Here is a 20,991-nt window from a genome sequence, read left to right on the forward strand (position 1 = left end):
AATTCCGGTCAACGGAAATTTCGGCTCGCTATTTTCCGAAGTTTGGAAAGAATGGACTGCATTTTTCCAATGGTCGGAAGATCGAGTAATGGCATTACCTTTCACACAGAAAATCTTGCAGGACTGGGCTGGCTGGAAGTCGTTTCGCGACGGCAAGCTACTGTTCGAGCGCGGCGTTGTCGAAAAGGTTGAATATGATCACCCGTTTGTTTCCGGCGAACTGGCCGTCGGGATTCGCGGCATGCGCAGCAAATTTGAAATCCTGCCCGACGGCCTCGTCGACAACCATTGCCCGTGCCGCGACAATCAGGAGCGCGGCCTCATCTGCGCCCATCTTGTTGCGCTCGGTCTCGAAGCGGTTAAGCAATACAGCGATCCGCAGCGGCAGGAAAAAGCGCGCAAGGAAAAACAGCGTGCCGAGCGGCTTCAGCAGGTTGATGAAGCCAAATATCTTTCGCGCGTGCCGGCCAATCATCCGAAAGCGGTTTCGGCAATTCTGCGGATAGCGCTCGAAGCCAACTGGCGCGAACAGGCGCGCGGCGGACGCTTTCCTCTGCGCTGCATAGCCGATTTCCAAGGGAAGCATCTTCTGCTCAACGAAATTCCGTCCGGTACGCCGCTTTCCTTCACGCCGCGCGACGAAAACCTGCTGTTCGTTATAGAAGATATCTGCGACGGCCCGGCCCGCGGGCGGCTGGTTGCCGGAGAAGCCGACTTCATCAACCTGCTTCAGCTCTGCGTTAATAAGCCGATCTATGACGAAGGGGCGAATGCGCCGCTCACCGTTCTGCCCGAAACCGCCGGCACACGGCTGCGCATGGATCTCGACGAGGCTGGCGGCGAACTCAACCTCTCCATGCACGCCGAACTGCTGGGAAGCAGCGAAAAACCGCTTTTCATCATCGGTGCCCGTGAAGGCTGGGTTTTTGTGAACAGCACATTCCGGAAACTGGACGAACTGCTGCCCGGCCCGCTGCGCAGCATCTATCACAACCCGACGCGCATCGCCCGGCCCGCCGTGCCGCACTTCTTGAACCACGAACTTCCAACGCTTGGAAATCTCATTCAGGTGGACACCGAAGTTTCGCCCGATCTGTTCACACTGACACCTGCGGAGCCGCGCTTCCGGCTGGTCGTCAGCGGCAGCCCCGCATCACTTGCCGCCAAACTCTATGCCGAGTACGACGGCACGGTTCTAATCGCCGGCCGCGAAGAAGTTGCTGGCGGCTTTGCCATTCCGTCGCCCGGCGATATTCTCGAATACGGCGTACGCAATCCCGAGGCGGAAAAACAGGCGCTCGAAAAACTGGCCTTCTCCGGGTTTCGCGGACACCGCGGCGATCTGCTCACCTCCATCGTCGGCCAGCGCGAAGTACTCAACTTTCTCGGCGGGGCCATTCCGCGCCTGCGCCGCTACGGCTGGCGCGTCGAACTCGAAGGGCGCGTCGCGCCGTTCATGGACGAAGCGGAATTCACCACACCGGTCATCCGCATCAACGAAGCGTCCGCCGGCGGATTTTTTGACGTCGGCTACGCTTACGAAAACAGCGGCGGACAAAGCCTGAGCGAAAGTGAAATCCAGCGCGCACTGAATATGGGCGAGGCATTTGTCGAAAAGAACGGCCGCACCGTTCTGCTCGATATCGACGCCATCGAAACGGCGCGGGAAGTTTTCAGCGACTGCGCCTTCGGCGCGGGCGGCGCGGCGGGCACGTTCCGCATGAACGACATTTATGCCGCCTACGTTCAGTCCTCGCTCCAGTCGCTCGACGGTGTGGACATCGAAGCATCGCCGGACTGGCTGAAAAAAGCGCAGACGCAGAATCGCGACGCGAAAATCGAACCCGAACCGCTCGGCGGAAAACTCGAAGGCATTTTGCGCTCCTATCAGAAAGAAGGCGTTTACTGGCTCCGCTATCTGGAGCGCAGCGGCTTCTGCGGAATTCTTGCCGACGAAATGGGCTTAGGCAAAACGCTTCAAGCACTGGTTTGGCTTCAGCTGGAGCGGTACAGCGAAAAGGCGCGCGGCAAACCGGCGCTGATTGTCTGTCCGACCAGCCTGGTTGAAAACTGGGCCGAGGAAGCTGAAAAATTTACGCCGAACCTGCGCGTATTGAAAATGCACGGATCGGATCGCCACGAGCATTGGGAGAAGGTTGGTGAAAAAGATTTAGTCATCACATCCTACGCGCTGCTGCGCCGCGACCTCGACGAATATCTGAAGTACGAATTTTCTGTCGCGGTGCTCGATGAGGCGCAACACATCAAAAACCGCACCACGCAAAATGCGGTAGCCGCAAAAAAAATCCGGGCTCTGCAGAAACTAGTGCTCACCGGGACGCCGATTGAAAACAGCGTCGCCGATCTCTGGTCGATCATGGACTTCCTGATGCCCGGCTACCTCAGCAACCACAAAGCGTTCCGCGAACACTACGAACTGCCGATCAGCCGCGGCGGTCCCGACGCCGAACTGGCCCAGTTAAAACTGCGCCGCAAGCTGCATCCGTTTCTGCTGCGCCGCCTCAAGCGCGAAGTGGCCAAAGACCTGCCGGAAAAAATTCAGCGCGTCGCCCACGCCACGCTCAGCAAAGACCAGTACCTGGTCTACAAAGAACTGCTCGAAAGTTCGAAACGCAAAATCAGCGATATGGTCGCCGCGCAGGGCTTCAACCGGTCGCGCATGCAGATTTTCAAAACGTTGCTGCGCCTCCGTCAAACCTGCTGTCATCTCGACCTGCTCAAACTGCCGGATCTTAAAAGCGAATTTCCGTCCGCCAAAATGGAACTCTTCTTCGAACTGGTGGACGAAGCGCTCGACGCGCGCCACCGTATCCTGGTGTTCAGTCAATTCACGTCGATGCTGGCCATCCTGCGACGCGAGCTGGAAGCGCGCGAACTCAAATACTGTTATCTCGACGGCGCCACGAAAAATCGTCAGGCGATGGTGAAAGAATTCAACACGAACCGTTCGATCCCGGTTTTCCTCATCAGCCTTAAAGCAGGCGGAAGCGGACTCAACCTCACCGGTGCCGACATGGTGATTCACTACGACCCGTGGTGGAATCCGGCCGTGGAAGATCAGGCGACCGACCGCGCGCATCGCATCGGGCAAAAGAACACCGTGTACAGCGTCAAGCTCATCACCAAAGACACTGTCGAAGAAAAAGTTTTGCAGATGCAGCAGCGCAAACAGGGCGTCATCAACGCCACGCTCGAAAAAGAAGGCGAGTTCATGCAGGCGCTCAACTGGAACGACGTGCAGGAACTGTTGTCGTTGTAGGAGGGGTGCTGGATTAAAGGATGGGCGGATTATAGAGGGATCTGGACATATATCCAGTCGTCCGGCCGACCAGTCCCTGTTATCCCAGCGCGACGTCGAGGATCATCATGATGGCGAAGCCGAGCATGGCGCCCATGGTGGCGATGTCGGTGTTTTTATTCGACTGCGATTCGGGAATCAGTTCTTCCACCACGACGAAAATCATCGCGCCCGCCGCGAAGGAAAGGGCGTAAGGCAGAATCGGGCGCATCAGCAGAACGGCCGCCGCGCCGATTACCCCGGCCACCGGTTCGACGAAACCGGACAGCTGTCCGTACCAGAAACATTTGCGGCGCGACATTCCTTCGCGACGGAGCGGCACAGAAACCGCCGCGCCTTCAGGAAAATTCTGAATGCCGATCCCGATCGCCAGCGCAATCGCGCCGGCCAGCGTGGCGGACGGCAGGTTATACGCCACCGCGCCGAAAGCTACGCCGACGGCGAGTCCTTCCGGGATATTATGCAGCGTGATAGCCAGCACCAGCAAAACACTGCGCCGCCAGGTGGTGTGAATTCCCTCGGCGTTTTCTATCGGTTCGCCGAGATGAAGATGTGGCAGAACCAAGTCCATTCCGCGCAGGAAGAGCCCGCCGAGCAAAAACCCGACGGCGGCGGGAACCCACGGCGGAACCGCCGGGTTTTCCTTCGCCATTTCTATCGACGGAGCCAGTAGCGACCAGAAGCTGGCGGCGATCATCACACCGGCTGCGAAGCCGAGCATGGCGTCCAGTACTCTGCGGTTAATGGATTTGAAAAAGAAAACCATCGCCGCGCCAAGCGCGGTGACACCCCACGTGAAGAGTGTCGCCATCAGCGCTTGAACCACCGGATGCAGTCCGACAAACCAGTCAGCAATCATGGAGCCCTCCGTTGGAAGCCCGCCGTCCGCCGACTTCCGTTCTCTGTCCTCCGGCTGTTACACCCCGCAGCACTTCTTGAATTTTTTGCCGCTGCCGCACGGACATGGATCATTGCGGCCGGTTTCCGGGCCGGTGTGACGGATCGGTTGCGGTGCCGGTACGGCGGCTGGCGGCGCGCCGTGACCGGGCTGTGACGCCGACTGTTTCGCCAGCGCCATGGCCGAAGCCTGATCCTGCTGGGCGCGGCTGCTCACCATCATTTTGTTGAGCGACTGCCAGAAGCTTTGCAGAGCCTCCATCGAAGAGCCGGTACGGAAAATATTCTGGCCGATTTCATTTTTGATCCGGTCCATCAGGTCGCCGAAGAGGTTGAACGCCTCGCGTTTGTATTCCACCAGCGGGTCGCGCTGGCCGTAGGCGCGCAGGCCGATGCCTTCGCGCAGGCTGTCCATGTTGCGCAGATATTCCTGCCAGTGTTCGTCCACCGACTGCAGAATGATCATCTGCTCAATGCCTTTGACGCGTGACGGATCTTCGTGGGCCACTTTCAACTCGTACGCCTCTTTGACGCGGTCGAAAACGATCTGTGTACGCACCTCAGCATCCGCCTCGGCGGGAATATCGGTTTCGCGCAGGCCGATCGGGAAGGTGATGTTGGCCCAGGCGACATATTCTTCGACCGGCGACTCGGCTTTATCGCCGACGATTTCGCTGATGATATCGTAAAGCAGTTCGCGCGGATCTTCGCTGCGCAAAACGGTCTGGCGGAAGCCGTAAATCACTTCGCGCTGCTGGTTCATCACGTCGTCGTATTTCAACGTATTTTTCCGAATGCCGAAATTCATCTGCTCGACGCGCTCCTGCGCCTTTTCAATGGACTTGTTCAGCCACGGATGTTCGAGGACTTCGCCCTCTTCGATGCCGAGTTTTTCCATGATGCCCGCGATGCGGTCGGAACCGAACAGGCGCATCAGGTCGTCTTCGAGCGAAACGTAGAAACGGGATAGACCGGGGTCGCCCTGGCGCGCGCAACGTCCGCGCAGCTGGCGGTCGATGCGGCGCGACTCGTGGCGTTCGGAGCCGATCACATAAAGGCCGCACGGTTTTTCCATCAGCAGTTTTTTAAGCGGCGAGGTTTCGCCGGACGGCGCGGTGCTCAGCGAAAGCGACTTGTCCTGAATTTGCGACCGCTCGAGCCAGACGACGCCTTTGCCGAGCTTAATGTCGGTTCCGCGGCCCGCCATGTTGGTGGCGATGGTGATGGCGCCGGGCTGACCGGCCAGCGAAACGATCTCGGCTTCGCGGGCGTGGTTTTTGGCGTTGAGCACATTGTGCGGAATGCCCTGCCGGTCGAGCATCCGGCTGATCACCTCGGAGGTTTCGACCGTGGCGGTACCGACCAGCACCGGCTGTTTTTTGCCGTGGCAGTCTTTGATCTGTTCGATCACGGCGTGGTACTTCTCGCGCTTGGTTTTATAAATCTGGTCGTTAATGTCCACGCGGCGGATCGGCCGGTTTGTGGGGATAACCACCACATCGAGTTTATAGATTTCGTGAAACTCGCCCGCTTCGGTTTCGGCGGTACCGGTCATGCCGGAGAGTTTGTCATACATGCGGAAATAATTCTGAATCGTGATCGTCGCCAGCGTCTGCGTCTCGCGTTCGATCTTCACGCCTTCCTTCGCTTCAACCGCCTGATGTAAACCGTCGCTCCAGCGGCGGCCCGACATTAAGCGTCCGGTGAACGTATCGACGATGACCACCTGATTGTCCTGCACGACGTATTCAACGTCCTTTTCATAGATGCAGTGGGCGCGGATCAGCTGGTTCACCGCGTGGATGCGCTCGCTGCGGGTCGCGAATTCGTCCTGAAGTTTCTGGCGCTGGACAATTTTTTCCTGCGGAGCAAGACCGACGCGGCCTTCGAGTTCGGAAAGCGCGGTCGCCAGATCGGGCATCAGGAACGATTCCGGATCTTCCGGGCTGAGCGTTTCGCACCCTTTATCCGTCAGACCGGCGTCGTGGCCTTTTTCGTCCACAGCAAAAAACATTTCCTCGCGGAGTTCGCGCGCCTCTTCCTTGTAGGAGTCGGTGATCATCATATTGTTCACCTGCTCCAGCAGGCGGCGGGTGGCGGGTTCTTCGATCAGCTTGGCCAGCTGTTTATTTTTCGGCATGCCCTGATTCACCTGATAGAGCTTGCGCTGGGCCGCGTCGGTTTCGCCCTTATCGAGCAGGTCCTTCGCCTCTTCGATCATCTTCGAACAAAGATCCTGCTGGCGGCGGACCAGCCGCTGGACGGTGCCGTTCAGCGAACGGTACTGTTCGTCCGCCGAATAAGGCGCGGGGCCGGAAATAATCAGCGGCGTGCGGGCTTCGTCGATGAGGATCGAGTCAATTTCGTCGATAATGGCGTAGGCGTGGCCGCTCTGCTGAACCATATCTTCGGGGCGCATGGCCATGTTGTCGCGCAGATAGTCGAAGCCGAACTCGCTGTTCGTGCCGTAGGTGATATCGAGCTTGTACTGCTTCAGCCGCTCCGGCGGCGGCATGTGGCCCATCAGACAGCCGACGGTCAGACCGAGGTATCGATAGACATAGCCCATCCAGGTCGAGTCGCGCTCGGCGAGGAAGTCGTTGGTGGTCACCACGTGTACACCTTTGCCGGCCAGCGCGTTGAGATAGACCGGCATCGTTGCCACCAGCGTCTTTCCTTCACCGGTCGCCATTTCCGCAATCCGGCCCTGATGAAGGACGATTCCGCCGACCAGCTGAACATCGAACGGCACCATATCCCATTCCAAATCGTGGCCGGAAACGTGAACCGTTGTGCCGCACAACCGGCGGCAGGCGTTCTTCACGGCGGCAAACGCTTCGGGAAGAATGGCGTCCAGCGTTTCGCCTTTGGCCAGACGCTCTTTGAACTCGACGGTCTTGGCCTTGAGCTGATCGTCGGAGAGTTTCTTATATTCCTCGTCCAGCACATTGATTTGCTGAACCAGCGGCATCATCTTTTTGATGTCGCGCTCATTCTTCGATCCGAAAATCTGTTTTAAAATCACATTGATCATGGCATCTCCTGAAAAGAGGCAGGAGTTAACCACGGACTACACGGATTTACACGGAAATTTTGACCGCAAAGCCGCAAAGAAGAAACGGAAGACACGGTTCGGCGGAGCTACACCGGACCCTGTCCGCACCCGCAGACCGGCCGCGTATCAGAACCTCTTCTGTAGCCGCCCGCGGTGAGGGCGTTTGAAAGCGGGTCCGGCGGACCCGCCCACAGAACATCCGCCAACCCCGGCCCAAAAAGAAAAAGACCCCTCATTCCCGGAGCGGGAAGAGGGGCCGGGCCAATCTGAACCGTGGATTATTTCCGGTCGGATTCGAATTCCTTGGGCGTGAGAGAGCCGTCTTTATTCAGATCTTTGGTCGCGAACAACTTCTGAACGTCCGCCTCCGTTCGCTTGGGATTGTTCAGCTTGTGGCCAGCGACAAACTCCTCTTTGGACAGCAGGCCATCGCTGTTTTTATCCGTGTCTGCGAACACTAACGCCGCCGCCTGAGCGCCGACGGAGAACAGAACAACAGAGAGAATGAGAACATATAACTTCATGGAATCCTCCTTTTAGTTAAACCCCTTGAGACGGCGTCGAGAGTAAGCCAACCGGTCGCAAACCGCAAGAACGGGGAAGAAATATCTGCCCCGCAACGAACAAACTTCCGGAATTTTTACCCTTCGATAAACCCAGGGCGGGCCACCCGCTTCGCTCGAGGACACGGAGAAGCACAGAGAGACCCGAACTCTGGAAATATTTTTACCACGGATTACACGGAAGACACGGATTGCTCCCGCGCAACTTGACTCATCGTCCGTGGACTTATCGTCCATGAAGCGGGCATCATGCAACGCATGAAAAAGAATCCCGTTCTGATCGCGCTCGGCAAAAACGTCAGCGAACTCCGCAGTAAAAAGGAACTCACCCAGGAACAGCTCGCGGAGCGCTCCGGTCTTGATCCTTCCTACATCAGCGGCATCGAACGCGGCGTTCGAAATCCCAGCGTTTTGAGCCTTGTTCGCTTGGCGACCGGATTCAATACAACCGTGTCCGAAGTCTGTGAAGGACTCGGCAAACAGCCCAAGCAATCTCGATAGAGTCAAAACGCCAATGAAATACACAGAAGTAGAAGAGGTTTTAATAACCCCCAAAAGTAACTGGAAAGACGACAGCCTTGCGTTCGTTACCCATTATTTACAAAACCACAAAGACGTTGCCGCCGACTGTTTTCATGATCCCGCCACAGCATATCTGACAAAAAACTCTGATTTTCAGGAGTGGTTCCCAATCAAGTGGGATGTTCCATTCCCCCCCCCCCGAGACGCCAAATTTAAGTTTATCGACTTATTTGCCGGCATCGGCGGCTTTCGCATAGCGCTACAGTCTGTCGGCGGGAAATGCGTTTTTTCATCGGAGTGGAATGATTCGGCGAAAAAAACCTACGCGAAAAACTTTGGCGAGGTTCCGTTTGGCGACATCCGGCAGTTTACGGGCGCAACTGTTTCTGATGCTCAATTAGATAAATTAATTCCCGACCACGATATATTGGCCGGAGGGTTCCCTTGTCAGCCGTTTAGTCTGGCGGGTGTTTCTTCGCGCAACTCGCTGGGGCTAAAACACGGGTTCGCGTGTAAAACGCAAGGGACGTTGTTTTTCGACATCGTTCGCATAGCCAAGGTTAAAAAACCGACGGTTCTCTTGCTGGAGAATGTCAGCAATCTAAAACGGCACAATGGCGGAGACACGTACGCCACGATCAGAAAAACCATCGAAGAAGACCTCGGGTATTCCTTCTTTGACGCGGTGATCGATGCGCGTACGGTTGTTCCGCAGAAAAGACGCCGATGCTTCATGGTGTGCTTTCGGGACAAGGCCGTTGATTTTAAATTTCCTTCATTCAGCGGAGAGCCCAAGCCGCTTAAAAGTATTTTAGAACCGAAGTGTCTCGCAAAATACACCATTTCAGATCGTTTGTGGGATGGACACGTTCGGCGCACGCAACGAAATCTTGATCGCGGCACCGGTTTTACGGCATTTGAGGCAAATCTCGACGAGCCAGCGAACACGCTCGTTTCACGTTACGGAAAAGACGGCAAAGAGTGCCTTGTGCCTCAGTCCGGCAAAAATCCGAGAAAGCTGACCCCGCGCGAGTGCGCCAGACTCCAAGGATTTCCGGAGAAATATATTTTGCCCGACAGTGACGCCGCCGCATATCGGCAGTTCGGCAATGCCTTACCAGTTCCAGTTGCACAACGAATCGCCAGACAGATTGTAAAAACTCTCGAATTATAGGAGGCCAAATGAAATTTGGAGTACTTCAGAAAATAAAATTCGGAACGAAAGACGGAACATATTCGAAGGTAACAAAACGAGAAGAATATGATTCCCAAATCACGCTGACAGATTATGAAGCGCGACTTGCTATCAAGCAATTTGGCGAAACGATCCTTCATGGCCCCAAAAAGGATGACCCCGAACAGGCGAGAAAACACTTCCGGCTGCACGGCACAGATGCAACGGTTGCATTAAACCTCGTATACCCGAAGCCCGATAAAAATGAGTTGAGACTATATATCGGTAAGAGAGCAAAGTTTAAACCAAAACAAGGCGACGTTTGGTTCATGTATTCAAAAGCCGGAAATATTTTCATCGGAGCAATGTCGGAGAAGGACTGGCGAAGCCAAGAAAGGCAAGATGAAGACGACTCGGCATATCAGGCGGCTATTTATGAAGAGGAAGAAATAAGGAAAACAAAACGTAAGGCGTGCGACACATGGGAGAGGGATGCAAAACTGGCGCGCGAGTGCCTTCGGCTGGCAGATTACAAATGTGAATTTGACCGCAACCATAATCTTTTTACGGCTCGAAGCACACTAGCGCCCTATGTTGAAGCGCATCATTTGATACCCATGAGTTGTCAGTCGGCGTGGGATGTGAAGCTAGATAAACGATGCAATATTTTCAGTCTCTGCCCAATGTGCCACGCCAAGGTTCATCACGCTGTCGATACAACCACGTCCGAAGTCATTCTCCGGTTATTTGAGCGGCGGCAACAGGAGCTGCACGACTCATTACACTTGGACGCGGAAGAACTGCTCCGGCTCTATAATTGCGAAAAAATTGCTCGGTAGAGCCGCGTCAGAAGTTTCCCGGCCCGTCGGGTTCACATTCTCAGACGGTGACAACTTTCCAGCCAAGTCGTTTGAGTTGGCGGGCGTGTTTCCGATCGTTGGCGACGTTGCGCTCGAATTTTTTCTTCCAGAAGGCCTTGTTGCTTTTTGGAGTGGTGGCGTCTTTACAGCCTTTGTGCCGGTGCCAGAAACAGCCGCGTAAACGGAGTTAAAATCGTTGAAGCCGTTAAAGGCGTTCATCGTTCTGCCCACTGATCTCTGACCCCTGACCTCTGGTTTCTGCGGTGGAGCATGGAGCGGACAAGAACTTCCGGCGTCGTATCTCTGCCGCGTATCCGCGACATATTCCACGAGCGCTTCTCTGGAGTCAGGTGATCCACAACCGAAGCGTAAAGTTTCGCAGTGTCGGATGGCAAGTGGCGGGGGCCGCGAATTGTTCTCGCTTGCAAATCAGCAATCATCGTTCATAAATCATCAATTCTTCCCGCCCCGGTAGCTCAATTGGATAGAGCATCAGATTTCGAATCTGAGGGTTACAGGTTCGAACCCTGTCCGAGGCACCATTCGACTCGCTTGTTATGAGCCCGCTCATGGCGGGCCATTCTTTTGAGCGAGTCGAAGAGTGATTGCCGATTGATGATTGCCGATCGACGATTTAGTTTCTGAAAAGCAGTACAACAGACCGGAGTCGCCGGACCGCTCCGCCCTGAATGGCGGGGCAAGCGACGGCGCGAAATGTTCAGTCTTTTCGGTCTTCCGGAGGTTTTATCCGGCGCGAGGGAGCACCGATGGTTTTCCACGAGGTAGCGGCGGTCCACGACCAGCCTTCGCCGGTTTTGGTGTTGAGCAGGTAAAATCCGCCGGCTTTGTTGGTGAGCAGTTCGTAGGCGCCTTTCCGGTTGTCGTTCGAGCCGCGCGGCGAACCGAGAAATTTCCACGTTTCAGTGGCGGTGTCGAACAGCCAGACATCGGCACTGCTGGTATCGATCCAAAAGAAGCCCGAGCCTCCGACGTTTTCACAGGATTGAAACTGCTTTTCTTCCTGAATGATCTGGATTTGAGAAAACGACGGAGTCGGCTCCGCCGGTTTTTTTTCTGCAAACGTCGCTGTGAAAGGAAGTAGAGAGATGAGAAGCAGTGTCTTTTTCATAAAAATCCTCCGGAGCTTTGGCGCGGCAGAATACTGGTGTGGCGATCGGCAGAAAGCAAGGGAGAGAAAAAGGATTCCGGCTTGCGAAAACCAGACGTTATAACTACTGTTCCCACATGGCCTATAAAACTAAAGTTCGGAAGATCGGTAATTCGCTCGGCATCGTGCTTCCCAAAGAAGCCCTGCAGGCGATGAAAGTCGAAGAGGGCGCGACGCTTTACATCACCGAAGCGCCCAGGGGCGCCATGCAGGTGACACCTGATAATGAACACTTCGGTGAGATGATGAAAATTGCTGAACGCGGCATGCAAAAATACCGCAATGCTCTGCGGGAACTGGCAAAATGAAAGAGCCGGTTTGGGTTCCTGCAGAAGTTATTCTTGCGATTCAGGAGGAGCTTTTGGCCCGGTTTGGTGGATTGGCCGGCCTGCGCGACGAGGGACTTTTGGACTCCGCGCTGAATCGTCCGAAGCAGGTTTTTCATTACGGCTCACCGACGCTGTTTGATCTGGCGGCGGAATATGCGCTGGGTATCGTGAAGAACCATCCCTTTCTTGACGGCAACAAACGCGCCGGGTTTATGGCGGCCTATACCTTCCTTGGCGTAAATGGATATGACCTGCATGCGCCCGAGGCAGATGCCGTCATGCAAACGCTGGCGCTGGCTTCCGGTGAAATAAACCAGCAGGACTACGCCGCCTGGCTCAAAGCATCTTGCCGCCGACGTCCGCGCGGTTGAAACCAAATGAAACACATTTGCCCCTGCAATTTCCTGTAATTTGCAGGGAATGGCCCGTCAAACGGTTTCGAGCAGCACCGTGTATTCCGTGCCGGGGGTTCCAGGCGGAAGCAGGTCGCCGGAGATTTCTTTTCCGTTCACAATGAGGCGCGTCTGAGCGGCGCGGCGCAGGGTGATGTTGTAAATGTTTCCCCGGAAAACGCGGCGGATTTTCACTTCGGGCCATGCGGCTGGCAGACAGGGGCGCAGTCGCAGTCCGGCGTAGTCCGGCTGAAGCCCGAGCAGATGTTCGGTGACGGCGCGGTAGATCCAGCCCGCCGTGCCGGTGATCCAGGTTCCGTTGGCCGTTCCGGCGCGATGCGGGTTTTCCGGGCCAAGGTATTGGTTGGTGACGGCGTAAGGCTCGACGCCGCTGTCCGGATTATCCGGATTGCCGGGCAGAATTTTCCGAAGGGTGGAATAGGCCTGCTCCGCGCGCCCCAGATGGCAGTCGGCGACGATTTTGAAGGCATTGCCGTGGCAGTAGACTGCGCCGTTTTCACAGTTTCCAGGCACCATGCCGGTGATCATGCCGATGCGCGGGTCGGGCGCATTGAACGCCGGTTTGCACAGTACACAGCCGCATGGCGTGGAAAGTTCGCGTTCGACAAGGTCAAGAAGCGCAGTTCCGTCTGTCGCCGCGCCGCTCATCACCGCCCAGGTTTGCATATTGAGGAACAGGCGGGCATCCGGTCCGGTGCGTGAACCGATTTCCCGTCCGTCATCATTGAATCCACAGATGAAGCGGTCTTTATCCCACGCGTGGTTGCGTAGATTGGCAATCAGCGTTTCTGCTTTTGTGCGGAAGTCCGCCGCTTCGTCTGCGCGGCCGAGCTGGATGAGCAGTTCCGCAAAGAGGCGGGCAGAGCTGACGGCGGCCTCGGTGAGCCAGACGCTTTCGCCGCGCCCTTCAAGACCTGCGGCATCTATCGTGTCGCACCAGTCGCCGCCGCCCCAGAGGCAGAGTCCGTGTTCGCCGAGCCCGGCAAACAGAAATTCCAATCCCCGGAAACAGTGGTCGAGCACCGTGCCGGAGTCTGTGCTGTCGCAGTAGGGAACGCGCTCTTCGAGAAGAGAGAAATCGCCGGTTTCTTTGAGCAGGGCCGTGACGGTCGGTACGATCCACGCCGCGCCGTCGCGGTAAGGATGCTTCCAGGCCGGGTTCCATTGGCGAAGCGTGTCGCCGCTGGCGTACTGCCGCGCGAGCGCTTCGAGCAGGCGGCGACGCGAAACGTCCGGTGCAAAGGAGGATGCTGCCGCGCAATCCTGCATGACATCGCGGAAGCCGCGTCCGTAAACGCGGCCCCAGTCGCAGCCAAGGGTGATCTGTTGTTTGAGCCACGAAGAGGCCAGCGCGTCTACATCGCTTTCTCCGGTGCGGACGGTCAGCCGCTCTTCGCGCGTTTGACGGGCGGCGGCGCGAGCGGCCTGCTGGGTTTCAAAAACGCCCGGCGCCAGCAGGCGCTGGCAGGTTTCCGCCGCTACTGCGGGCGTTTCCGCCAATCCGTTAACCAGCCGGATTTCCGCCGATTCGCCGGGCGCGAGGTCGAGATTGAACTGAAGGGCGAAACACATCTGCCATTCAAAGTTGGTGCCCAGCGAAGCGAGCTGTCCGGCCCGCACGGCGTCGGGAGCAGCGGGCTGTCCGTAAACACCGGTGAAGCGGCGATCAGTTGTTTCCCACGCAGTGGGTTTCCGGCCGGAAACCATGTAGGTACAACGGAAGGGGGTATTCAGTTGCGGCGCGCGGTTCTGGATGAGCAGTCCGCCGCACGCCGCATCCCAATCTGCCGCCATGCAGGGCGAGTGGGGCAGGTTGTTAAAGGCGGTCTGGGCATACGGGAAGAGCTGGATTTTACGCGGCGCGCGACCGGTGTTCTGCACGGTGATCTGCCAGCATTCGGCGGGATCGTTCTTCGCGACGGAGAGTGCAAAGGTGCACTTGATACCGGTGAATGATGAAACGATCTGCGAGCGGCCCTGTTCAACGACGGTGTAGAACTCCTCGAACGGTTCGTTGTGGAAGTTGCGGTTGGCGGCCCAGTAGGCACCGGTGTCCCGGTCGCGGAGGTAAATCAGCCGATTGCCGGTTACGGTCGCGAGGTCGGACGGCGATCCGGTGATGTTGTGGTTGGCGCGCACGCCTTCGGGAGAATAGAACCAGCTTTTGCCGCCGCCGAACTGGTCAATCTGTGCAATGAACGAGCAGTTCCACAGAAAGTTGTACCACGGGCGCGGCGGAAACATATCCGCAACCGTGTATGCGCCGGAATCATCGCTGAACTGGCTGTGTGACATAGATACTCCAATCTTTGGAAAGCGGCGCAGCAGTTATCCTTGGCTCTTGTCGCCGTACCCGTAGTTATCAACGACGAAGTCGAGGTCTTTGTCGCCGCGACCGGAGAGGTTGACCAAAATCGTGCCGGATTTCATCTCTTTGGCTTTTTTCATGGCGAAGGCAACAGCATGCGCGCTTTCGAGCGCCGGTATAATTCCTTCGGAGCGGCAGAGTGTGAAGAATCCGTTGAGGCATTCCTTGTCGTCGATGGCGGCGTACTGAATGCGGCCTTCGTCTTTGAGGTGGCTGTGTTCGGGGCCGACGCCGGGATAGTCGAGTCCGCTGGCGATGGAGTACACCGGTGACGGTTCGCCCTTGTCGTCCTGCAGCAGATAGCACTTGAAGCCGTGGATGATTCCCGGCTTGCCGTAGGTCGCGGTCGCGGCGTGGTCGCCGGTTTTCGGTCCGCGGCCCAGCGGCTCAGCGCCCCAGATTTCGCATGGGTCGTTCAGGAACGCCGAGAAAATTCCCATGGCGTTGCTTCCGCCGCCGACGCAGGCGGTGAGGAGGTTCGGCAGTCCGCCGGTCATTTCGAAGAACTGTTCGCGCGCTTCGATGCCGACGACGCGCTGGAAGTCGCGCACCATCATCGGGAACGGATGCGGGCCGACGACCGAGCCGATGCAGTAGATCGCGCTGACCGGATCGGCGAGATAGGCCAGAAATGCGGAATCGACCGCTTCTTTCAGCGTTTTGAGTCCGTGGGAAACCGGAACCACTTTTGCGCCGAGCAGTTTCATACGGACAACGTTCGGGTGTTCTTTGGCGATATCGACTTCGCCCATGTGGATTTCGCATTCGAGGCCGAAGTAGGCGGCGGCGGTGGCGAGCGCGACGCCGTGCTGGCCCGCGCCGGTTTCGGCGATGAGCTTTTTCTTGCCCATGTATTTGGCGAGCAGGCCTTCGCCCATGCAGTGGTTGATTTTGTGCGCGCCGGTGTGGTTGAGGTCTTCGCGTTTGAGATAAATCTGTGCGCCGCCGCATTTTTCGGAGAGGCGCGCGGCGTGGTAAACCGGTGTCGGGCGGCCCTGATAGTGTTTACGGATGGAGCGCAGCTCCTCGATGAAACGGTGCGAGCGGCTTATCTTAAGGTAGGCCTCGTGAATTTCCTTCATCGGCCCGACCAGTTGCGGCGGAATATACGCGCCGCCGTACGGCCCGAAATGGCCTTCGGCGTCGGGCGTGTTCTGCAGGTAATCGCGGTAATCCTTTTTCATCGGGGCGCTCCTTATATGAACGGTTAAGAAAAGAGAGCCGGAGCGTAGGATAAAATCCGTCGGGGGGCAAGGCTTCGCAGGAGAAAGCGCGCCGCCCGCCTAAAGAAACGCTTGTGCCGCGCCCCGCGCCGCTGTTACAGTCCCGCCGTTGATTTCCTGAACAGAACGAAACCTATGGGAGTGATTGAATGAATGTTTTGCATGTGTGTGCCAATCCGAAGCCGGTCGAGCAGTCCGTCTCCAAGCAACTTGCCGCCCGCTTTTTCGGTAAACTGCTGGAACTCAACCCCGATGTAGAGCTTAACAACATCGACCTCTATCAGGACAAACCTCCGTACTATTCCAACGACCTCTTCCGCCGCATGTGGAATCCCGTCTTCGACCCGGCCTACGAGCCGACCAAAGCCGAAGACGCCGCCCTCAACTATGCCCAGAAGCAGATCGACGAACTTAAAAAAGCCGACGTGCTGGTTCTGACCATGCCGATGTGGAATTTTTCCGTTCCCGGCGTCATGAAAGCCTGGATGGATCAGGTGCTCGCTCCCGGGTTTTTGTTTGAACTGACCGATGCCGGCCCGAAGCCGCTGCACAACATCACCACCATCGTCCTGCTCGTCGCCTCCGGCGGCGTCTATAAGGAAAACGATGACCGCGACGCACTGACCCGTCAGGTCAGCGCCGCCTTCGGCTTCATCGGCATTACCGATATCCGCATTGCCTGGGCCGACGGCCAGAACCCGCTTTTCTTCAACAACAGCGCAGTCCGCCGCGATATGGCGTTCGACGCCGCCGAAGAGCTGGCCGAAGAACTCGCGGAGGAAACCGCCGCAGGTTGATTAAAAAACCTATGAGCGTTTTTGTTAAAATCTGCGGAATCTGCTCCAGAAACGATCTGGAGCAGATTTGTGCTTTAGAGCCCGACGCGATCGGTTTTGTTTTCTGGCCGCGCGCCAAGCGCTATGTCCGGCCGGAACAGGTCGCAGGCTGGCTCAGAAGCATTCCTGAGCAGATCAAAAAAGTCGGCGTATTTGTCGAACCGCCGCCCGCCGAGGTCGAAGCCGTGGCGATCGCCTGCCACCTCGACGTGGTTCAGGTTCATCTGATTTCCAACGACTGGAAAATCGACCGTCCGCTTTTTCAGGGGCTGGAAACCTGGCTTTCGCCGCGCATGGGCGAGGGCGTGAACCGGAATATTCTAAACGCGGTTAATCCGGAGCCGTCGGTTCTGCTCGCCGATTCGTTCGATCCGAACACCATCGGCGGCACCGGCAAGCTTAGTAGCTGGGAGCGCGCGATCGCCATGAAAACCGCCGTCGGCAAACCCGTGATGCTGGCGGGCGGCCTCAATCCGGAAAATGTACGCGATGCCATGGCCGCCGTGAATCCGTGGGGCGTCGATGTCAGTTCCGGCGTCGAAAAGGAACCGGGCGTCAAAGACATCCGCAAGGTAAAACAGTTTATCGAGAGAGTCAGAAAATGAAATCGAATCAGCCGGATAAACAGGGACACTTCGGTCCGTACGGCGGCATCTTTGTTCCCGAAACGCTGATGGAGCCGCTCCGCGAGCTGGAACGGATCTATAAAACGGCACAGAAAGATCCCGCGTTCAAAAAAGAACTCGCTTACTACCTGCGCGAATACGTCGGGCGCCCGTCGCCGCTCTGGTTCGCCCAGCGGATGACCGCACAGCTCGGCGGCCCGAAGATTTATCTCAAACGCGAAGACCTTAATCACACCGGTGCGCACAAAATCAACAACGTGATCGGTCAGGCTTTACTGGCGAAGCGGCTCGGCAAGACGAGGCTGATCGCCGAAACCGGCGCGGGCCAGCACGGCGTCGCCACCGCCACCGCCGCCGCGCTCTTCGGCATGGAGTGTGTCGTTTACATGGGCAAGGTCGATATGGAGCGGCAGGCGCTGAATGTTTTCCGGATGGAAAGCCTCGGTGCGAAAGTCGTAGCCGTCACCGCCGGACAGCAGACGCTTAAAGAGGCGATTAACGAAGCGATGCGCGACTGGGTCAGCAACCTGAGCAACACGCACTACGTTCTCGGCACCGCCTTCGGCCCGCATCCGTACCCGATGATCGTGCGCGATTTCCAGAGCGTGATCGGCATCGAGGCGCGTAAACAGATTTTGAAAGCCGAAGGACGTCTGCCGACCGCGATTGTCGCCTGCGTCGGCGGCGGCAGCAACGCGATCGGCATTTTCAGTGCCTTTATAAAGGATGCGGGCGTTCGCCTGATCGGTGTTGAAGCTGGCGGACTCGGCATCGAGCCCGGCAAACACGCCGCGCGTTTCGCCGGCGGCAAGGTCGGCGTACTGCAAGGCACCAAGAGTTATGTTCTGCAGGACGACGACGGACAGATTCTGCTGACGCATTCCGTCAGCGCCGGACTCGACTACGCTTCCGTCGGCCCGGAACACGCCATGCTCCACGACACCGGCCGTGCGGAATATACCTATATCGAAGATGCCGACGCGGTCGCCGGCTTCGACCGGCTCGCGCAATGGGAAGGCATTCTGCCTGCGCTTGAAAGCTCACACGCCATCGCATGGGTTATCAAAAACGCCAAACAGTTTTCGAAAAACGATCTTGTGATCATCAACGTTTCCGGCCGCGGCGACAAAGACGTCCAGCAAATCGCGGAGTGGAAAAAGGGTAGAATAAAATAAAGGAGGAAGAGATGTGCAGAATAAAGATGTTGTTGTGGCTGGGCGTAATCAGCGGATTTTTTATTCTTACTGCAACAGCCGAGAAACTGCCGCCGCCGTCCGAAACCGAATATGACGCCGGCGGAGCAGTCGGGTTGCCGACCGCTGGGATCGTGAAGGTGCGCTTCAACCGGATATACAATGTGGCAAAACTGAAAGACGGGTTTTATTTCGGAGACATCCGCCCTATGGTTGCTCCGGACGGCGACACCTACTCAGATCGCAGGGGACAGCAAATCCGACTCCCTGTAGAGGGCCTCGGATTCTTTTCCAAATTTATTCCCAAGCCCGGAACCGGTGATCTGATTGCTGTTATGACAGCCGCTACCCGGGGAGAAGTGTATGTGCTCGCTGACGGCGCCAAGGCACCTCTGGCGGTAGGTGACAAATACGACAAGGATTCGGGAGAATACCGTTGGTCTGCACAAACAGAAATTCCGGAATGGGGTCAAAAGCTGAAAATGTCCGTCAGCGAAATTATGCTCTATCCGGATCAATTAAACGGGGAAACTGTCGAAGCAGAGTTTTTTGTTGCGGCACAGGTCAAAAGTTTGGGCACAGGTTTTGGCTCAGCCATTTCCTGCGGTTCCGGCCACGCACATGTTCCCGTGACTTTTGCCGCGGAAGGCAAACCGTTCTTTGTTGAAATTGCTTCGCGCGGAAATCTGAATACCAGAATATGCAAAGCATATGTTCGCGTAAAGGTCGATCCATCGGGCCGTGTTTCGCTGGAAGCGCTTGGGAAACGTGTGTCAGGATCAGGCGACGAGGCAGAATACCGGTGGTAAGAATGTCGATAAAAAGCATGACAGGGTACGGCGCGGCAGCAGTGCGCGCCGGGGAGGCGCGGGTGACCGTCGAGCTGAGTTCGGTAAACCGCAAACAACTCGATGTCGTCTTCCGGCTTCCACCGTCGCTTGCGGCGCTGGAGTCGCGTATCCAGAAAATAATTCAGGAGCAGATTTCGCGCGGACGGATCAGCGGAACGGTACTGCTGGAAGCCGCGAACGGCGGCGCAATGATTCAGATTGATCAGGTGCGCGCCGAAGAAACGGTAAAACAACTGCGCCGCACGGCCAAAAAACTGAACCTGACCGACGATTTGAGCGCAAGCGCGTTACTACAGGTTCCGGGGCTGCTGAAAATGCAGTCGGGCGAACAGACTCCGGAAGAAATTTTCCCGTTTTTAGAAAAAACGCTGACCGCCGCGCTGAAAAAACTCAACGCGATGCGTCTCCGCGAAGGAAAAGCGCTCGAAGCGGATTTTCTGGCGCGTCTGAAGCTGCTGGAACAGATGCTTGCCGCGATTCAGGCGCGTGCGCCGCAGATCGCCGCCAATTACCGGAAGAAACTTTTCGATGGATTAGAATCTGCCGGACTGAAAAATATCGCAGCCGATGAGCGGATTATCAAAGAGATCGCGCTGTTCGGCGAACGCAGTGATATTTCGGAAGAGGCCACACGACTGACAAGTCACATTCAGCAGTTTAAAAAAATTCTGCGCGGCGGCGAACCTGCCGGACGTCCGCTTGACTTTCTGGCGCAGGAGTTTTTCCGCGAGATCAATACGATCGGCTCGAAAGCGAATGATTTAAAAATCACAGAACAGGTGGTGGCGTTCAAAACCGAACTCGAACGCATCCGGGAGCAGATTCAGAATGTCGAATAAGAACAAACCGCTGCTGCTGGTCATCTCCGCGCCGTCGGGCGCAGGCAAATCGTCGCTGTGCAACCGGCTGATCGAAAACGTTCCGGGAATGGTTTATTCCATTTCGTGCACGACGCGCCCGCCGCGCGGCGCCGAACAGAACGGCGTGCATTACCACTTTCTTTCCGATGCGGAGTTCTCCGCCCGCATTGCTGCGGGCGAGTTTCTGGAGCACGCGCTGGTACACGGCAATCGCTACGGAACATTGAAGCAAACGGTGGTTGACGCATTAGCGCAGGGCCGCGACATCATTATGGATATTGATGTGCAGGGCGCGGATCAGATTCGCCGCGCCTGCGCCGCAATGAACGATGAGGATGTGATCAGGCGGAGTTTCGTTGATATTTTTATCGCGCCGCCGTCGATGGAAGAATTACGCCGTCGTTTGTGCGGTCGCGCCACCGACAGCGCAGAGGTAATTGAAAAAAGAATGCTTGTTGCGGCGGACGAAATGAAGCAGCAGGCGGACTATCAATACGTCGTCATCAATGATGATTTTGAAAAAGCAGCGGATGAACTTTCTGCAATCATCGCTCGCGAGCACCACAACCGGTGGTAATTTTTTTTTACGTTTTCCACAAACTCTAGTTGCAAGAAAATTTTTTAATCGTTATACCTTCGTTCGTACAGGGGCAGGCTGACTGAAGCGGACGATCAAAAGTAGATTCGAGAGAGAAGCTCAAGTCAGACTGCGCAGGGTTAACCCAAGTCATAAG

General features: G+C 56.6%; 19 protein-coding genes and 1 tRNA gene. 13 read left to right on the forward strand and 7 right to left on the reverse strand.

All coding sequences use genetic code 11. The annotated features are described in order from the left end of the window. Positions 1-88: 88 nt before the first annotated feature. On the forward strand, positions 89-3,280 hold the full coding sequence (locus HOO88_04000) for a DEAD/DEAH box helicase (GenBank protein NOU35915.1): 3,192 nt from the start codon (positions 89-91) through the stop codon (positions 3,278-3,280). 79 nt (positions 3,281-3,359) lie between these two features. Here HOO88_04000 and HOO88_04005 read toward each other — a convergent pair whose 3' ends face one another. The 3 genes from HOO88_04005 to HOO88_04015 form a co-directional block, all read right to left on the reverse strand. Next, entirely contained in the window at positions 3,360-4,178 is an 819-nt protein-coding gene (locus tag HOO88_04005; GenBank protein NOU35916.1) for a ZIP family metal transporter, read from the reverse strand. Positions 4,179-4,235: 57 nt separating this feature from the next. After that, positions 4,236-7,250 carry a preprotein translocase subunit SecA gene (gene secA / locus HOO88_04010; protein ID NOU35917.1) on the reverse strand — a complete coding sequence of 1,005 codons (3,015 nt, stop codon included), beginning with the start codon at positions 7,248-7,250 and terminating at the stop codon, positions 4,236-4,238. Positions 7,251-7,549: 299 nt separating this feature from the next. Continuing rightward, positions 7,550-7,795, reverse strand: a complete 246-nt coding sequence (locus HOO88_04015) for an EF-hand domain-containing protein (GenBank protein NOU35918.1) — start codon at positions 7,793-7,795, stop codon at positions 7,550-7,552. Positions 7,796-8,083: 288 nt separating this feature from the next. Between HOO88_04015 and HOO88_04020 the strand changes: the two genes are divergently transcribed. Genes HOO88_04020 through HOO88_04030 form a run of 3 tightly spaced genes read left to right on the forward strand, consistent with a single transcriptional unit; the run spans position 8,084 to position 10,369 of the window. Next, positions 8,084-8,335, forward strand: a complete 252-nt coding sequence (locus HOO88_04020) for a helix-turn-helix transcriptional regulator (protein NOU35919.1) — start codon at positions 8,084-8,086, stop codon at positions 8,333-8,335. A gap of 13 nt (positions 8,336-8,348) precedes the next feature. Beyond that, complete coding sequence (dcm, locus tag HOO88_04025) at positions 8,349-9,530, forward strand: DNA (cytosine-5-)-methyltransferase (protein ID NOU35920.1); 1,182 nt, start codon at positions 8,349-8,351, stop codon at positions 9,528-9,530. An 8-nt stretch (positions 9,531-9,538) separates the two neighbouring features. Further along, positions 9,539-10,369 (forward strand): hypothetical protein, encoded by an 831-nt coding sequence (locus HOO88_04030; protein NOU35921.1) that lies wholly within the window; start codon positions 9,539-9,541, stop codon positions 10,367-10,369. Positions 10,370-10,605: 236 nt separating this feature from the next. Here HOO88_04030 and HOO88_04035 read toward each other — a convergent pair whose 3' ends face one another. Then, complete coding sequence (locus tag HOO88_04035; protein ID NOU35922.1) at positions 10,606-10,818, reverse strand: hypothetical protein; 213 nt, start codon at positions 10,816-10,818, stop codon at positions 10,606-10,608. Between the two features lie 37 nt (positions 10,819-10,855). On the opposite strand from HOO88_04035, the gene HOO88_04040 reads away from it, so the two are divergent. Further along, a tRNA-Arg gene (locus HOO88_04040) sits at positions 10,856-10,932 on the forward strand. Positions 10,933-11,108: 176 nt separating this feature from the next. Here HOO88_04040 and HOO88_04045 read toward each other — a convergent pair. Further along, the gene (locus HOO88_04045) at positions 11,109-11,519 is read right to left on the reverse strand and encodes a hypothetical protein (protein NOU35923.1); all 411 of its coding nucleotides are present in this window, start codon (positions 11,517-11,519) and stop codon (positions 11,109-11,111) included. Positions 11,520-11,635: 116 nt separating this feature from the next. Between HOO88_04045 and HOO88_04050 the strand changes: the two genes are divergently transcribed. Together HOO88_04050 and HOO88_04055 are read left to right on the forward strand one after the other, a co-directional pair. Further along, positions 11,636-11,866: an AbrB family transcriptional regulator gene (locus HOO88_04050; protein NOU35924.1), complete on the forward strand. Its 231-nt coding sequence runs from the start codon at positions 11,636-11,638 to the stop codon at positions 11,864-11,866. Next, positions 11,863-12,258, forward strand: coding sequence for a type II toxin-antitoxin system death-on-curing family toxin (locus HOO88_04055; protein NOU35925.1), 396 nt, complete (start codon positions 11,863-11,865; stop codon positions 12,256-12,258). The genes HOO88_04050 and HOO88_04055 overlap by 4 nt, the downstream gene beginning before the upstream one ends. 57 nt (positions 12,259-12,315) lie before the next feature. Here HOO88_04055 and HOO88_04060 read toward each other — a convergent pair whose 3' ends face one another. After that, entirely contained in the window at positions 12,316-14,595 is a 2,280-nt protein-coding gene (locus HOO88_04060) for a hypothetical protein (GenBank protein NOU35926.1), read from the reverse strand. A gap of 33 nt (positions 14,596-14,628) precedes the next feature. Beyond that, positions 14,629-15,852 carry a tryptophan synthase subunit beta gene (trpB, locus tag HOO88_04065; protein ID NOU35927.1) on the reverse strand — a complete coding sequence of 408 codons (1,224 nt, stop codon included), beginning with the start codon at positions 15,850-15,852 and terminating at the stop codon, positions 14,629-14,631. Positions 15,853-16,040: 188 nt separating this feature from the next. On the opposite strand from trpB (HOO88_04065), the gene HOO88_04070 reads away from it, so the two are divergent. The 6 genes from HOO88_04070 (at position 16,041) to gmk (ending at position 20,834) form a co-directional block, all read left to right on the forward strand. After that, on the forward strand, positions 16,041-16,688 hold the full coding sequence (locus tag HOO88_04070) for a hypothetical protein (protein ID NOU35928.1): 648 nt from the start codon (positions 16,041-16,043) through the stop codon (positions 16,686-16,688). Positions 16,689-16,699: 11 nt separating this feature from the next. Further along, positions 16,700-17,332, forward strand: coding sequence for a phosphoribosylanthranilate isomerase (locus tag HOO88_04075; protein ID NOU35929.1), 633 nt, complete (start codon positions 16,700-16,702; stop codon positions 17,330-17,332). Continuing rightward, a complete protein-coding gene (gene trpB / locus HOO88_04080; protein NOU35930.1) occupies positions 17,329-18,528 on the forward strand; it encodes a tryptophan synthase subunit beta in 1,200 nt (399 codons plus the stop codon). Before HOO88_04075 ends, trpB (HOO88_04080) begins: the two co-directional genes overlap by 4 nt. 227 nt (positions 18,529-18,755) lie before the next feature. Next, positions 18,756-19,355, forward strand: coding sequence for a hypothetical protein (locus HOO88_04085; protein NOU35931.1), 600 nt, complete (start codon positions 18,756-18,758; stop codon positions 19,353-19,355). Between the two features lie 2 nt (positions 19,356-19,357). Beyond that, positions 19,358-20,236 carry a YicC family protein gene (locus tag HOO88_04090; GenBank protein NOU35932.1) on the forward strand — a complete coding sequence of 293 codons (879 nt, stop codon included), beginning with the start codon at positions 19,358-19,360 and terminating at the stop codon, positions 20,234-20,236. Next, on the forward strand, positions 20,226-20,834 hold the full coding sequence (gene gmk / locus HOO88_04095; protein NOU35933.1) for a guanylate kinase: 609 nt from the start codon (positions 20,226-20,228) through the stop codon (positions 20,832-20,834). The genes HOO88_04090 and gmk overlap by 11 nt, the downstream gene beginning before the upstream one ends. Positions 20,835-20,991: the final 157 nt, after the last annotated feature.

The organism is Kiritimatiellaceae bacterium (assembly GCA_013141415.1).
In the GTDB taxonomy this organism is placed as follows: domain Bacteria; phylum Verrucomicrobiota; class Kiritimatiellia; order Kiritimatiellales; family Tichowtungiaceae; genus Tichowtungia.

Coding starts and splice junctions, on each gene's coding strand:
- HOO88_04000 (NOU35915.1), top strand. CDS start 89: ATGGCATTACCTTTCACACAGAAAATCTTGCAGGACTGGGCTGGCTGG.
- HOO88_04005 (NOU35916.1), bottom strand. CDS start 4,178: ATGATTGCTGACTGGTTTGTCGGACTGCATCCGGTGGTTCAAGCGCTG.
- secA (NOU35917.1), bottom strand. CDS start 7,250: ATGATCAATGTGATTTTAAAACAGATTTTCGGATCGAAGAATGAGCGC.
- HOO88_04015 (NOU35918.1), bottom strand. CDS start 7,795: ATGAAGTTATATGTTCTCATTCTCTCTGTTGTTCTGTTCTCCGTCGGC.
- HOO88_04020 (NOU35919.1), top strand. CDS start 8,084: ATGCAACGCATGAAAAAGAATCCCGTTCTGATCGCGCTCGGCAAAAAC.
- dcm (NOU35920.1), top strand. CDS start 8,349: ATGAAATACACAGAAGTAGAAGAGGTTTTAATAACCCCCAAAAGTAAC.
- HOO88_04030 (NOU35921.1), top strand. CDS start 9,539: ATGAAATTTGGAGTACTTCAGAAAATAAAATTCGGAACGAAAGACGGA.
- HOO88_04045 (NOU35923.1), bottom strand. CDS start 11,519: ATGAAAAAGACACTGCTTCTCATCTCTCTACTTCCTTTCACAGCGACG.
- HOO88_04050 (NOU35924.1), top strand. CDS start 11,636: ATGGCCTATAAAACTAAAGTTCGGAAGATCGGTAATTCGCTCGGCATC.
- HOO88_04055 (NOU35925.1), top strand. CDS start 11,863: ATGAAAGAGCCGGTTTGGGTTCCTGCAGAAGTTATTCTTGCGATTCAG.
- HOO88_04060 (NOU35926.1), bottom strand. CDS start 14,595: ATGTCACACAGCCAGTTCAGCGATGATTCCGGCGCATACACGGTTGCG.
- trpB (NOU35927.1), bottom strand. CDS start 15,852: ATGAAAAAGGATTACCGCGATTACCTGCAGAACACGCCCGACGCCGAA.
- HOO88_04070 (NOU35928.1), top strand. CDS start 16,041: ATGAATGTTTTGCATGTGTGTGCCAATCCGAAGCCGGTCGAGCAGTCC.
- HOO88_04075 (NOU35929.1), top strand. CDS start 16,700: ATGAGCGTTTTTGTTAAAATCTGCGGAATCTGCTCCAGAAACGATCTG.
- trpB (NOU35930.1), top strand. CDS start 17,329: ATGAAATCGAATCAGCCGGATAAACAGGGACACTTCGGTCCGTACGGC.
- HOO88_04085 (NOU35931.1), top strand. CDS start 18,756: ATGGTTGCTCCGGACGGCGACACCTACTCAGATCGCAGGGGACAGCAA.
- HOO88_04090 (NOU35932.1), top strand. CDS start 19,358: ATGTCGATAAAAAGCATGACAGGGTACGGCGCGGCAGCAGTGCGCGCC.
- gmk (NOU35933.1), top strand. CDS start 20,226: ATGTCGAATAAGAACAAACCGCTGCTGCTGGTCATCTCCGCGCCGTCG.